This is a genomic window from Sorangium sp. So ce381 (assembly GCF_051473845.1).
GTDB classification, from domain to species: Bacteria; Myxococcota_A; Polyangia; order Polyangiales; family Polyangiaceae; genus Sorangium; species Sorangium atrum.
In genome coordinates this window covers 5,710,409-5,724,063 of the sequence record NZ_CP150336.1, presented here as the reverse complement: position 1 = coordinate 5,724,063, position 13,655 = coordinate 5,710,409, and the positions used below count along the sequence as shown (strand labels likewise).

The window sequence follows — 13,655 nt, the reverse complement described above, 5'->3', positions numbered from 1 at the left end:
ATGTTTCCGTAGACCTTGCTGGCATGCCGCGTCGCGGCGTGGCTGTGAACCGAGACGACCGAGACGAGACGAACGAGAACCGAGACGAACGAGAACCAAGAACCGGCGACGAGGAAAGAAGCGCGCCCTCATATAAAGGTTGGTCAGTTTGAGCTCAAGGGGTGTTAGCCTGGGGCACGGTTGCCCTGGTGTAGCTGAGGAAGGGGAGTCCATGACCGTTCGACGTGCACCTCGTGAGCGCGAGACGCCGCCCTCGGGCAGGTTGCAGGTCGTCGAGGCCCGCCGGCCTGGGCCGCGCTCGGTGCGCGGCTTCAGGATCCTGCTCGCGCACGACGCCCGCGCCGCGACCTGCGACGCGCTCGCCCGTGCGATCGAGGGTGCGCTGACGAACGTCGAGATCGTGGACGCCTCGTCGATCGACGACGCCCTGCTCGCGTCGGCGACCGAACGGTTCGACGCTTGCCTCGTCTGCCTCGATCTTCCGCCGGCCCCGCTCGGCGGCGCGCGCCTCGCGAGCGAGCTCGTGGACAGCAACCACCCGGTCGTGCTCGTCACGCGGAGCCTGCGCTGGCTGCCGTCGGACAGGCCCATCCTGCACGAGCTGCCCTGGATCCCGCCGGACGCGGGCACGATCGAGATCTCCAGCGCGATCGCGGCGGCGACCAGCGACTGCGACAGCGCCATCCGCGCGCGCTCGCCGCTGCCGGGTGAGGCGCTCGACGCGCCTGCGCTCCGCGCGCGCGCGCGCCGGTAGCGGCGCGGCTGGGCCGCTCGCGGCGCGGCTGGGCCGCCAACGGCGCGGCTTGGAACGAACGTGGAGCGCGCGCCGAGCCCCGGCGCCCGTCGAACCAGGCGAAGACGTGAAGACGTGAAGGCGCGAAGACGTCGGGATCGAAAACGAAATGAAGGGGTTGCTAAGCGGCACCGGATTCGGTAGAAGCTTCCTCCACCTCGCGCGGGACTAGCTCAGTTGGTAGAGCATCAGCTTCCCAAGCTGAGGGTCGCGGGTTCGAATCCCGTGTCCCGCTCCGAGGATCGCCGACCCCCTTTTGCGCTGGCGATCCTCCTGCACTTCGGGTGCTTCGAGGTTGATGGGCGGCTCGCGTTGGAGCGCCGTTGCAAACGGCGCTTCGTGCCGAGCTCCAGCGACGGCGCTCGCTGAGCCGAGGCCGCGCGCGCGCGGCCGGGCAGCGCTCGCTGCGCGAGACGGACGCTCTCTGGGGGCGCACGACGCTCGAATGGGGGCCGATCCCGCTGCGCGGACAGCGGTGCCCGACAGCATGGGGAACACCAGGAGGTGTTCATGAAGGATGGCCGGCGCATCGCGCTGAACGCGGCGCTGATGCTCCTGAAGCAGGCGATCATGGCCGTCCTTGGCGTCGTGTTCGTCGGCTATCTCGCGCGGAAGGTGGGGGTCGCCGCCTGGGGGGAGTTCCAGGCGTCGCTCGCGATCGCGGGGATCGTCACGATCGCCGCCGGCGTCGGGGTGAGGGGATATCTGGCCCGAGAGGTCGCCGTGAAGCCCGAGCTCGGGCCGCGTCACCTCGGCGCAGCGCTCGCCATCCGGGGCGTGACCGGGACGGTGGTGCTCGGCGCGACCGTGGCTGTCGTGCTGGCGACGCGCTCGGGGCTCGGCGCGCAGCTCATCGTGCTCGCCGCGGCTTCCCAGCTCGCGACGCTGCTCTACTCGACCATGTGGCTCTCGTTCGAGGCCCACGAGCGGTTCCAGTACATCCTGTACGCGGAGCTCGGCGCGCGGCTGTTCGTCATCGCGCTCTCGGCCGCCTTGCTCGCGCTCGGCTGCGGCGTCGTCGCCGCGGCCGCGGCGTTCCTGCTCGGCAACGTGCTGGAGCTCGCCATCACCTCGCACTATCTCCGCTCCCGCCTCTACCGACCCGAGCTCACGACGCCCCCCGCCGAGCTCTGGCAGATCGCGAAGCTCAGCCTGCCGATCGGCGCGCTCGGGGCGCTCTCGAGCGCGCTGCTCCAGATCGACCGCGTCATGCTCCGCGCCCTCTGCGACGAGAAGGCCGTCGGGGTCTTCAGCGCCGCCTGGGTGCTGAGCGAGAACTTCAGGATGCTCCCCGACGTCCTGCTCGGCGCCGCCTTCGCGGCGGGCATGCGCCTCTACGTCCAGGATCGCGACGCGTTCGGGCGCCTCTACGGCGGTTGCATGCTCGTCGCCGCGCTCTTCGGGCTGCCCGTCGCCGCCGGTATCTTCCTGCTCGCGCCAGACGTCATCCAGCTCGTCTACGGAGGGGCGGGCGACTACGCCCCGGCGGCCGACGTCCTCCGGATCCTCGCGTGCGGCGTCCCCGTGACGTTCGCGTTCCAGGTCGTGACGCTGCCGCTGCTCGCGGCGAAGCGCGAGGTCGCGATGGTGAAGCTGCTCGCGGCGGCGCTCGTCGTCGACGTCGCGCTGAACCTGCTCCTGCTGCCTCGCTACCGCGCCATGGGCGCCGCGTGCGCGACCCTGGCCGTGAGCGCCGGCGCGCTGGTCGCGTCGTGGGGCATCTCCGCGCGCTGGGCCCACGTCGTGCAGCTCGGCCGCATCCTCGCGGTCCTCGCCGCGACCGCGGCCATGGTCACCGCGGCCTACGTCGCGCGCGTCCTCGCGGGCATGTGGGCGTCGATCGCGGTGGGCGTCGCTGTCTACGCCGTCCTCCTCCTCGCGTTGCGCGTCGTCTCCTTCCGTGAGCTGCGCGCGCTGCTCGCGCGCCGCGTCCGCGCCTCACCGGCCACCGTGGCCTGACCTGCGTTCCATCGCGGGCGGGCCCGGCGCTGCGCGCGCTCCTCTGCGCCGCTGTGCGGAACACGGGGCCATCGAGTTTTCCGCATTTTCCGCGGGGAGCAGCGCTCGCCGCGGCTCTCTGCGGCTGCCGACATGCGCTCTCATCCGGCGGGATCCACGCAGGACCGCGCGACGCCCATGGCTCGGAGGTGACGGTGCCGCAGCACTTTCCGTGGCATGCAGCGTGAATAGCGAAGGCGCGATGTGGCGGCGCGGGCAAGTCCGGGGGCTGGCCGGGGTGGGGCGACTCCGGCAGTGGATGGCGCGGCGGCCGTCCTCGCTTCGCGCGTTCGGGATGCCGGCGCGGAGCGAGGGGGGCGCGGCAGAGCTGCCGTGGAGGGGTCGAGAGATGGACCTGCCCATGGGCGACGGCGGCTATGCGTTGCTCGCGCGCCTGTCGGCGGGCGGCATGGCGGAGCTGTTCCTCGCGTGCCGGCGCGGGCCGGCAGGTATCGCCCACCCCGTCGTCGTGAAGCGCCTTCGGCCCGAGGCGAGGCGCGATCCGTCGATCGTGCGGATGTTCCTCTGGGAGGCCTGGATCAGCGCCCGGCTTCAGCACCCCAACGTGATCCGGTTCCACGACTTCGTCGTTCACGAAGGACGCCATCACCTCGTGATCGAGTACGTCCCGGGCTGCGATCTGGCCGCCGCGGCGCGCTCTCTCTTCGCGGAGGGGCGGCCGTTCCCGCTCGAGGCGGCCATCGAGATCGGCCTGGGCGTGCTGCGGGCGCTCGGGCACGCGCACGGGCTCCGCGACGACGGCGGGAAGCTCGTCGGTCTCGTGCACCGCGACGTGAGCCCGCAGAACGTGCTCCTCTCGCTCGAGGGGGAGATCAAGCTCATCGACTTCGGCGTCGCGCAGATGACGGCGATGAGCAGCGCGGAGGACGCCGGCCCCTTCGGCTCCCCGTGCTCGTCCGACGACGCGGCCCCGTCGAGCGGCGGCGGCACGGTGAAGGGCAAGCTCGGCTATGTGGCGCCCGAGCAGCTGCGCGGGCAGAGGGTCGACGCGCGGGCCGATCTCTTCGCGGTCGGCGTGATCCTCTTCGAGCTGCTGACGGCGCGCCGCCTGTTCCACCGCAAGGACGACGGCGCGACGATGGGCGCGGTGCTCTCCGGCGAGGTGCCGGCGATCGCGCCGCTCCGCCCCGCGTGCCCGGCGCTGCTCGAGGAGGCGATCCGGCGCGCGCTCGCGCGCGATCCGGAGGGCCGCTTCGAGACCGCGGCACAGATGGAAGAGGCGCTCGCCGAGGTGCTCGCCTCGCTGCGCCGAGCGCCGAGCGGCGGCGACGAGCCGAGCTCGAGCGAGCGCGGGCTGCTCGCGGGCCAGGAGATCGCCGCGCTCGTGCGCGAGGTCGCGAGCGGGCGCGATCGGCACCGGTCGCTGCTCGTGCGGGGCTGCCGGAGATCCGCCGGGTCTCGCGGGCGCACGGTCGCGCGGCGGACCGCCGCGGGCCGCTCAGGGGACGATCGCGGCGAGGTGACGCCAACGCTGCGCGGGACAGACGCGCGCCCATGCGCGCCGGAAGAAGGGAGCGAGCGCAGCGAGGCCAGGAGCGCCGTCACGCCGCACTGGAGGGACGCGCGCCCGCTGCGGCGCGTTCGACTCCTTCCCTGGCTCGTGATCGCGGCGGTGACCTTCGCCGCCGGGGCGCTCGCCGGCAGGGCGATCGGCGCGTTCGACGGCGGCGTTGCGCCGGCGAGCGGCGGCGCGCCCCGCGAGTGACGAGCGCTCCAAGGCCGGCGCCGCAGCGCGGGGAGCCGTCAGCTCTCGGAGATCTCCATTCGGCGCCGCTGGTGTGAGTCGTCGAACGAGAACGGCCGTTGGCGTTGGCGCGGGTAGCGACGGGCTCGCTAGCCTTGTCCGCCCTGATGCCCGTCCGGAATCTCCTGAGCCGTTCCCTCCCGATCGCTGCGCTGGCCGTCCCCCTCCTCGCCAGCTCCACGAGCGGGAGCGCGCTGCCGTGCACGGTCGCCGGTGATCCGGCGGAGCCGACGGAGCTCGGCGCGGCCATCGAGCGGCAGCCCGTCTGTGTCGGCTCGACGGTCGCGAGCGCGGGCGAGCTCGGCGACGTCCTGTACTACCGCAGCTCGGTCGGAGAGCGCGGCGAGGTCTCCGTCGGCTATTACGCGTTCTTCTCGGAGGAACGGCCGTGGGGCAACAACTGGCTGACCTGGACCGTGCTGCCCGCGCTCGCCGTGGACCTCGTCTACACGCACGCTCTGCTCTTCGCTCCGGGAGTCCAGCGCGCCGTCTACGGCAAGGGCGATGTGGAGGGGTTCAGGATCGTCTACAGCGTTGGCGACGGGGGGCGGCTCACCGCAGAGCGCGGCGCAGCGGACGGCGGCGATCACGGCGATGTGCGGCTCGAGCGCTCGGATCTGCTCTCGGTCGATCCCGAACGCCCCACCGTCTACTCGCGGTGGTGGAGCCACCAGCTCGGCGGGCGGGGCGCGGGGCCGGGCGATCTCGTCTATCACCGCTGCTACGGCGCGGGCGCCATCCGGCCGCTGCCGCCGGACGTCGCGCTCGATTTCCGCCTGGATCGGCGCGCCGCGCCGGCCCGCGTGGTGCCCGCCGCCGCGCTGCTCGGGCAGCTCTCTGCCTCGAGGCGGGGCGAGCCCGTCGATGGTGGGAGCGATCAGGGCCTCGTCGTTCGCCGGCCGATCGTCGCGTTGTAGATGGCGAGGATGACGATGGCGCCCAGGATCGACGTGAAGAAGCCGCCGCTCGACTGATACGACGGATAGAGCCCTATCGCCCGGCCGATGAAGCCGCCGAGCAAGGAGCCGGCCACGCCCAGCAGCGCCGTGACCACGAAGCCACCCGGGTCGCGGCCAGGGGTCAGCAGCTTGGCGATGACGCCGACGATGAGGCCAAACAGGATCCACAACAGCACGGACATGGTTCGCTCCTCTCGACACCGCGTGACGCCGAGGGCCGTCCTCCCGCGTCGACGCGGAGGCCAGCGTCCAGCGTTTCGCCCGGCGCCAGCGTCTGCGCCAGCGTCTGCAGACGACGTGCCGCGCGCGGTGAGCTACGTTCGCACCGCCATGAAGCGGAGACCCGGTGGCCAGCGTGAACTGCGTCGCCATCGAGCGCGCTGCGCTGGGCATCGGCTGTACATCGGCGCGCGGCGGCGCGGGCGGGATCGAGGATCGCGGCGCGCTCGGCGCGCTCCCGGCGTGGGGTGAGCGCTTCGTTCGCACCGCGCGCGCCCTGGCCCTCGCCGTCGGTCTGCTTCGCGTCGTTCCTTGAGCGCTCCGAGCCCGATCCGGGCGTCGCGTGAGCGGGCGCGTCGCCCGCGCCCGTCGGCCCGCCGTGCCCCGGGGCGTACCCGGCGTGCGGCCCGGCTGGGGCGTTCAACGCGGTGGTCCCGCAGGGCAGGTGGGGTCCGGCTCTGGCGCGCGCGCCGGCCATGCGCGTCCCTCGGCGGTCGGAGGCGCCTCGCTCTCGCGCTCCGGCGATGGCGAGGTGAGCGTGGCGAGCGCCGCGCCTGCAGCGTTGAAGAGCAGGCACAGCGATCCGCCGAGCACCGTGGCAGCGACGGTGCCGATCACGACCGGCGCGAGACGCCCGCGCCGGCGCCGGCGGAGCGCGACCAGGCTCCGCGATCCGCAGGAGCGGTGCGCTCGAAGCAAAGAGAGCGGCTCGATCGTCGCGTCGAGCGCCGGTGCGCGCTGGGCGCTGGCCGGAGCGTGCGCGGGAGGTGACGCCTGGGCGGGCGGGGGTGCCACGTCCGCCGGCGGCGCGCCAGCCGGCGCGTGGGGCGAGGCCGCCTCGACGAGCGCAGCCGGGTGACAAGGCGTGGAGCGGTGGCCGACCCACGTTGGAGCGGACGACTCGTCTCGCTGTGCGGTCGGCGGAGAGCCGGGGCGCTCGAGGTGCGCGCTCTCCGGCAGAGACGGCGAGCGATGGCCCACCCACGTCGAGGCTCCCGCCGAGCGCGCCGTGGCGGCGTCCTCCGCGGAGGAGCTCCGGCGCGACGAGGACGGCGTCGCTGGGCGCGCGCTCTCCGAGGTGCGCGGAGAGCGGCTGACCGCGGCGTGCTCGTCGGCGGCGGAGCGCGCCCGGCGAAGCGCGATGTGCCCGAGCGCCTCGCGCAGCGCGCGCGCGCTCTGCGGGCGGTCCTCTGGATTTTTGCGCAGGCACTGGAGGATCAGCGCCTCCAGATCGGGATCGAACGCCGGATGGAGCGCGCTCGGTCGGGGCGGCGGGGACTCGACGTGCGCGGCGGCGAGCGCGACGGGCGTCGGGCGCTCGAAGGGGAGCCGCCCCGTGGCCATCTCGAAGAGCAGCACGCCGCACGCGTAGACGTCGCTCCGCGCATCGACAGGCTGCCCTGCGGCCTGCTCCGGGCTCATGTAGGCCGGGGTTCCGATGACGAGCCTGCCGTTGTCCTCGTCGGGCACGGGGAGCAGGGGCGAGCCGCCGAACGCGCCGGATCGGTCGTCGTGGAGCAGCTTCGCCGTCCCGAAGTCGAGGAGCTTCACCTGCTCGAACGGCGCCCCGTCGTCGTCGACGCGGGGCACCAGGCGGATGTTCTCGGGCTTGACGTCGCGGTGGATGACGCCCGCGTCGTGCGCGTGCTGCAGCGCGGAGCACAGCTGGCGCATGATCGAGACGATGCGCTCCGGGGGCAGGATCGGGGCGGCGTTCAGGAGGTCGATGAGGTCCTCGCCGTCGAGGTGCTCGGTGACCAGGTACCAGAGGCTGGGCGGCTCCGCCTCGTGTCCGCCGGCGCTCGCGCCGAGCGCGCCGTGTAGGCTCACGGGCTCGCAGCCGAAGTCGAGGACGCGCACGATGTTCGGGTGATCGAGCCGGCTCGCCGCGAGCGCTTCGACATGGAACCTCAGCACGGCGTCTCCGGCGCGGACGCCCCCGGAGCGCGATCTCTCTTCGGAGCGCGACCTCTCGCTCACGCCGCTCGATCCTCGGTGGCCGGCGCCCTCGCCGCGCGGCGACGCGGCGACGCGCGTCGTGCAGACGCGGTGGCTCGCTCTGCCGCTCACGCGCGGCGCGGCGACGCGCTCGTGGATGACCTTCACCGCGCACGCGCGCCCGAGCCCGAGGTGCCGCGCCCGGTAGACGCGCCCCATCGCGCCGGCGCCGATCATGTGCTCGACGAGGTACCGCCCCCCGAGAAGGCGTCCCCTGAGGAATCGCTCCGAGGACGGGAGTCCCGCGTCGAGGGGCGCGGAGGAGCGGAGGCAATCCATGGCGCGTTCCACGCAGCAGAATGGGTGCCATCGCGCTGTGCGGACGGTTCACAGGGGCCGCGAGGCGGAGCGTCGGGCGCGGCCGCGCCGCGGGCGCCCTGCGCCGGCGCTCGCGGCGCTGGGCCGAGCGGCCAGCACGCCGCGCGCATTTCGCGAGGGAAAGCGCCGCCTACGCCCGTGCAAGGGCGCCGCGAGGGCTGATTTGTTCCGTTGTCGACGGCGTGTGATAGCGTGGCGCGCGAGGAGGCCTGAGTGCTCTTGAGACGATGCGTTCCGTTCGCTGCGGCGCTGTTCCTGCTGCTCCCGACGGGCGAGGCACTTGCGCAGTCGGACCAGGACAGAGCAGCGGCGCGGTCGCTGGCCACGCAGGGCGCCGAAGCGTTCACGTCCGGCCGCTTCGAGGAGGCGATCGATCTGTTGGGTCGCGCCGAGGCGCTCGTGCACGCTCCGACGCACCTCCTGCTGATCGCGCGCGCACAGGTGCGCCTCGGCCGGCTCGTCGCTGCGAAGGAGACCTACCTGAGGATCGTCCGCGAGGAGCTCCCGCCCACCGCGCCGTCTCCGTTCAAGAGGGCACAGCAGGACGCGAGGGAGGAGCTCGCCGCGATCGAGCCCAAGATCGCGTCGCTGCGCATCGCGCTGGAGGGCGCCGCCGGCCGGAAGATCGGCGTGAAGCTGGACGGCCAGCCGGTCGCGGACGCGCTGCTCGGCGTGCATCGCCCGATCGATCCGGGGAATCACGTGGTCACCGTGGTTCCGCCGGGCCTCGCGCCGATCGAGCAGGGGGTCACCATCGGCGACGGCGAGCGGAAGGAGCTGAAGATCCCGGTCCCGGAAGGCCCGGCCGTGGTCCCCCCGCCGGGAGGCTCGGTCGAGGGGCAGGGCACCTGGGGCGGTGGGCAGACCGAGGTGCCCCCTGTCGCCCCGCACGGCACCCAGGAGCGAAAGACGAACGCGGTGATGCTGGGCGGGGGCATCGCGGCCACGGCGCTCGGGCTCGGCGGTGTCGTGATGGGCTCGGTGTTCCTGGCCAAGAGCAGCGGTACGCAGAAGGAAGCGAACGATCTCAGCGCCTCGCGCGGGTGCGAATCGCAGAGCGGTGTCGGCGCGGAGTGCGGCCCGTTGATCCAGGCCAAGATCAAGTCGCTCGACTCCGATGCTGCGTCACAGCAGACGATCGGCGCGGCCGGCCTCATCGGGGGTGGCGTGCTGCTCGCCGGCGGCGTGACGCTGCTCGTGCTGGAGCTGACGTCCAAGCCAGAGCCCTCGAGCTCCGCCTGGATCGCCCCCTACGTAACGCCGACCGGGCTCGGGCTGCGCGGCGCGTTCTGATCCGAGCGCTCTGCGCGGCGCGGGCGTCAGTAGCCGAAGTCGCCCGGTACCCCCGGCTTTTGCGGCTTCTGGGGTGACGTGCTCGGCTTCGTCGACGGGGCCGTGTGCGGCGGCCTCGTGACCGGCAACGGCTTCGTCTGGGGAGGCTGTGGGCGCGGCGGGGGCGGCTTCACCTGGGCCGAGGAGGCCGTCGGCGCCGCGACGGGCTCGGCGGTGACGGACGGAGCAGGCTCTGCGACCGTGGCGCTCGCGGTGACGATCGGCTCGGTCGGCGGGGCGGTCGGCGGTGCGGGAGGCGGGGGCGAGGGCGCCGGGATGGCGGTCGCGCCGACAGCGCTCGGATCCGCGCTGGCCGCGCCCGTCGTCCCGCTGTGTCCGAAGGCGAGCCAGACGGCGACGCCCGCGCCGAACAAGCTGGCCGCCCCGGCGATCGCGGCGAGGAGCGGCATCCTGGAAGCCGGGCGCGTCGAGCGGCCCGTGACCCCTGACGAGGCGCCCCACGAGTTCGCGGTCAGCTGCGGCGTCTGGCCCATGCCGGGCACCGCCGCCCCATGCTGGCCACCCCATGGCGGCTCGGTGCGGGTCGGCGGAGGTGTGGTCGTATCGGGCTGGGACGGCAGCGACAGCCGGGGGAAGGACGTCCGTCCCGTGGTCAGCAAGGCCAGGCTGGGCCGCGCTGCGGCCCAGGCGAGGAGCGTGTTCTTGAACTCCGCGCAGCTCTGGAAGCGGCCCCCCGGCTCGCGCGCCATCGCCTTCTGGATGATCCCGGAGAACTCGGCGTCGAGGTCGGGCACGAGCTGCTGGGGCAGGGGGGCCGGCTCGAGCACGATCTTGAAGAGCAGCTCGTTGAAGGTCGCCGCATCGAACGGCACCTGACCGGTCGTCGCCTGAAAGAGCAGAACGCCCATGGCGTAGATGTCGGTCCGCTGATCCACGGGGCTGGAGCCGCGGGCCTGCTCGGGCGACATGTAGTACGGCGTCCCGACCACCGCGCCCGTGCGCGTCATGCTCATCTCCGAGCCGGCGAGCTGCGAGAACTTCGAGACGCCGAAATCGAGCACCTTCACGAAGTTGCTGAGGCCGGCCTTCGACGGGATGACGAAGATGTTGTCGGGCTTGAGATCGCGGTGGATGATCCCCGCGGCGTGCGCGGCGCCGAGCGCCTCGAGCACCTGCACCATGATCGGCACGGTGATCTCGGGCCCGAGCCGCCCCATCCGCTCGATCTTGGCCCCGAGGGTCTCTCCCTCGAGGTACTCCATGACCATGTACCGCGTGCCGTCCGGCAGCACGCCGAGGTCGAGCACCTCGCAGATGTGATCGGAGCCGATGCGGGCGGCGGCCTGGGCCTCGCGCTCGAAGCGCGCGACGGACTCGGCCTGGCTGGAGATGTTCGCGTGCAGCAGCTTGATGGCGACGCGGCGCCGGATGCGCACGTTCTCGCCTTCGAAGACCGCGCCCATGCCCCCCTGGCCGAGCAGCCGGACGATCCGGTACTTGCCGTCGATGATCTCGCCGACCAACGGATTCATGACAGCGTTCCCGGTCCGGAGAAGCAAATCACGCCGCCAGGCTAGCACGGTCGCCCGAGCCCGGCCTACGCCCTCGCAGGGCGACGACGGGCGTCGCCTTCACCCGCCGCCGTGCGGCGTGGACACCCCACAGGAAGAGCGATGGCGCGAGCGCGCGGCCGCCGGAGCGCCCGATAACCAACGCCCTGCCCCCGCGATCCCCGGGCCGGCGCAGGGGATCTTCGTGATAACGTCGCCCACGTATGCCGGTTTACGAGCTGTCCGTCGATGGTGCGCTGGTTCGCGAGGCGGAGAAGATCGTCTCCCTCGAGGGCCGCGCGTTCCCGACGCTCGTCATGCGCTGGGAATCGCGCCTCTTCGACCAACCTTGGCTCACGACGCTGGTGCTCGATTACGTGATCGCGTTACCGCCGCTCATCGTCGGGCAGGCGACGTTCAACGAGGTCAGGATTGCCGCGTTCACCGGGGGCGCCGGCACGAAGTTCATGTACTTCGGCACCGAGATGAGCGCGAGCGTGCCTCGTATCGCGCCCGAGATGGAGAACACGATCGCCCCGACCGCGCTCTACCAGGAGTTCCGCCTGGACGAGCAGACTTGCCCGATCCCCTACCTGAAGCTGATCCAGGTCAGTCCGCGCATCTACGGTGAAGGGCTCCAGAACTACTACTCGCCGCCGATCAAGGTCGAGCGCTACGACGGGGTGGCGTCGCCGGAGCACATCGCGGACTTCTTCCCCAAGGTCGTCGCGAACCTCGATCCGGTGAAGGGGACGACGCTGGTCGATCCCGCGCAGGGCTTCTGGACCGGCGCGCGCTTCCTCGGCGCGACGTCCATCGCCATCGTCCGACAGGGCCGCGTGGTCGGGCTGCATCGCCGCACCGGCAAGACCGACAAGGACCCGATCCCGCCGGAGGTGAAGCGGCGCGATCCCCGGCTCGACGTGCGGGCCGACTGGGTCGCCGTGGACGTCGGCGCGGCGTCGACGGCCGTCGCCGTCCGGGGCGAGCGCGGCGGCGCCGAGTTCGTCCGGATCGGCGCCGACGCGCCGGTCCGGGTGTCTGCCGACAACGAGAACCCGAGCGAGGTCGCGTTCGAGGCGCTGGCCCGGACGACGAAGGCCTGGCGCGATCGGGTGATCCTGCCCATGACGCGCTGGGGCGACGTGCTCGTCGGGCACGCAGCGCGCGACATGCGCCTCCGGCCGGGCGCCGACGTCCACGAGCGCGCCGCGGCCTCGCTGCCGGCCCTCCCGCTCCTGCGCGAGCGGACCGAGCGCGGCGAGCCGTTCCGCCTCCGGGGCAGGAGCGACCCCGACACGACGGAGGCGCTGAAGAAGCCGGCGCCGCCCATCATCGACGAGGAGGGGATCGGCGCGCACGACCCGTTCGATCCGCTCGAGCTCTACGCGTACTACGTCGGCCTGCACCTGAACCAGCGCTCGCGGGGGCTCTCCACGCGCTACGCGATCACGATGCCGACGGGCTGGTCGCCCGAGCGCCGCGAGAGCGTGCTCATCGCCTTCCGCCGCGGCCTGTTCCGGAGCCTGCCCGCGGGCCTCTGCGAGTACCACGACCTCGACGGCCTGCAGGTCGTCGACGGGGGGCCGTCCGCGATCGCCTATGCGGTCCAGGCGTTCCGGATGTTCGGGATCCAGCCGCGGGACGGCGGCGTCCCGTTCTGCGTCGTCGACGCAGGGGCCAGCGAGGCGGGGCTCGCCTTCGGCATCCTGCGGAGCGCGAAGGCGCACGAGGCCGCGCAGGGGCTGGAGCGGATGGTCGAGTACCTCGAGCCCACGGCGATCCCCTGGCTCGGGGGCGAGCGGCTCCTCCACCGGATCGCCTACAGGGTGTACTCGTCCAGCCGAGCCGCGATGCTCGATCACCGGATCCCCTTCGAGCGACCGCCCGAGGAGGACCCGATCGACGGCGCGGAAGATCTGCTCGTTTCGTCCCCCGATGGGCGCGCCAACGCGTGGGCCCTCAAGGAGCTGCTGCGGCCTCTCCTCGAGGGGGGGCCGAGCGCGACGGTCGCGGAGCGGCTCTCGCTGGTCGGGCTCGACGGGGTGCCGGCCGTCGTGCCGCTCTCGATCGATCGCGGAGCGCTGAGCAGCGCGATCGACGCGTGGTTCCGGGACGGGGTCGAGGTGGTCCGCCGGCACCTCGAGGGCGCGGTGGCCAAGATCGGGAGGGAGCCGGATCCTTACCAGGGGCTCCGGATCCTGCTCGGCGGGCGCCTCGGGATGAACCAGCGCTTCGCGGAGCTGCTCGCCGGCGTGCTGCCGGCAGGCGTGCAGGTGCACCGCTTCAAGGAGCCGGACAAGGCCAACCTGGGCGCGCCCACCGTGAAGATGGCCGCCGCGCTCGGCGCGCTGTCGCTCCGGTTCGATCGGATCGGGGCCACGCTCCGCGCGGAGAAGCGCGACGCGTTCCGCTACCGCGTCGGGCGCGCCCGCCACGGGCAGCTCGCCGACGTCCTGGATCCGTCCGTCGACTACGACGTCTGGCGGGAGATCGGCGCTTGCTTGAAGCCCGAGGTCGAGCTCCTGTTCATGGCTGCCGACGACGAGGGGGAGGTCGCGGCGGACGATCCGCGCGTGCGCCGCGCGGTCTGCGCGCTCGGGCGCGGCGCCGTCGGACAGCGGCTCTATGTCCGTGCCGTCGGGCCGGCCCGCGCGGAGGTCAGCGTGGGGCCGCCCGGCGGTGAGCCGGCCTCCGGCGCCGTATGCTGGACGGTGCACCTCGAGAGCGGCGCCGCAGAGAAGACCGGCGGCTGAGCGCAT

10 protein-coding genes and 1 tRNA gene are annotated in these 13,655 nt (G+C 72.9%); 8 read left to right on the top strand and 3 right to left on the bottom strand.

Going from position 1 to position 13,655, the window contains the following annotated elements; all coding sequences use genetic code 11:
* Window positions 1–211 precede the first annotated feature (211 nt).
* The 5 genes from WMF29_RS21550 to WMF29_RS21530 all read left to right on the top strand — a co-directional run bounded on the left by WMF29_RS21550 (window position 212) and on the right by WMF29_RS21530 (window position 5,473).
* Complete coding sequence (locus WMF29_RS21550) at window positions 212–754, top strand: hypothetical protein (protein WP_437330629.1); 543 nt, start codon at window positions 212–214, stop codon at window positions 752–754.
* 201 nt (window positions 755–955) lie between these two features.
* Window positions 956–1,028: transfer RNA gene (locus WMF29_RS21545), tRNA-Gly, on the top strand.
* A 275-nt stretch (window positions 1,029–1,303) separates the two neighbouring features.
* The gene (locus tag WMF29_RS21540) at window positions 1,304–2,752 is read left to right on the top strand and encodes a flippase (RefSeq protein WP_437330628.1); all 1,449 of its coding nucleotides are present in this window, start codon (window positions 1,304–1,306) and stop codon (window positions 2,750–2,752) included.
* Window positions 2,753–3,140: 388 nt separating this feature from the next.
* Complete coding sequence (locus WMF29_RS21535; protein ID WP_437330627.1) at window positions 3,141–4,517, top strand: serine/threonine-protein kinase; 1,377 nt, start codon at window positions 3,141–3,143, stop codon at window positions 4,515–4,517.
* Between the two features lie 146 nt (window positions 4,518–4,663).
* The gene (locus tag WMF29_RS21530) at window positions 4,664–5,473 is read left to right on the top strand and encodes a hypothetical protein (protein ID WP_437330626.1); all 810 of its coding nucleotides are present in this window, start codon (window positions 4,664–4,666) and stop codon (window positions 5,471–5,473) included.
* Here WMF29_RS21530 and WMF29_RS21525 read toward each other — a convergent pair.
* Window positions 5,434–5,697 (bottom strand): GlsB/YeaQ/YmgE family stress response membrane protein, encoded by a 264-nt coding sequence (locus WMF29_RS21525; protein WP_437330625.1) that lies wholly within the window; start codon window positions 5,695–5,697, stop codon window positions 5,434–5,436. The two genes, WMF29_RS21530 and WMF29_RS21525, sit on opposite strands and share 40 nt — an antisense overlap.
* A gap of 164 nt (window positions 5,698–5,861) precedes the next feature.
* Here WMF29_RS21525 and WMF29_RS21520 point away from each other — a divergent pair, with 164 nt between their 5' ends.
* Window positions 5,862–6,050 (top strand): hypothetical protein, encoded by a 189-nt coding sequence (locus WMF29_RS21520; protein WP_437330624.1) that lies wholly within the window; start codon window positions 5,862–5,864, stop codon window positions 6,048–6,050.
* A gap of 104 nt (window positions 6,051–6,154) precedes the next feature.
* Here the strand turns inward: WMF29_RS21520 and WMF29_RS21515 are convergent, their stop codons facing one another.
* Window positions 6,155–8,011, bottom strand: a complete 1,857-nt coding sequence (locus tag WMF29_RS21515; RefSeq protein WP_437330623.1) for a serine/threonine-protein kinase — start codon at window positions 8,009–8,011, stop codon at window positions 6,155–6,157.
* Between the two features lie 252 nt (window positions 8,012–8,263).
* On the opposite strand from WMF29_RS21515, the gene WMF29_RS21510 reads away from it, so the two are divergent.
* The gene (locus tag WMF29_RS21510; protein WP_437330622.1) at window positions 8,264–9,343 is read left to right on the top strand and encodes a hypothetical protein; all 1,080 of its coding nucleotides are present in this window, start codon (window positions 8,264–8,266) and stop codon (window positions 9,341–9,343) included.
* Between the two features lie 26 nt (window positions 9,344–9,369).
* On the opposite strand, the gene WMF29_RS21505 is transcribed toward WMF29_RS21510, so the two are convergent.
* A complete protein-coding gene (locus WMF29_RS21505) occupies window positions 9,370–10,875 on the bottom strand; it encodes a serine/threonine-protein kinase (protein WP_437330621.1) in 1,506 nt (501 codons plus the stop codon).
* A 242-nt stretch (window positions 10,876–11,117) separates the two neighbouring features.
* Between WMF29_RS21505 and WMF29_RS21500 the strand changes: the two genes are divergently transcribed.
* On the top strand, window positions 11,118–13,649 hold the full coding sequence (locus WMF29_RS21500) for a hypothetical protein (protein ID WP_437330620.1): 2,532 nt from the start codon (window positions 11,118–11,120) through the stop codon (window positions 13,647–13,649).
* Window positions 13,650–13,655 lie beyond the last annotated feature (6 nt).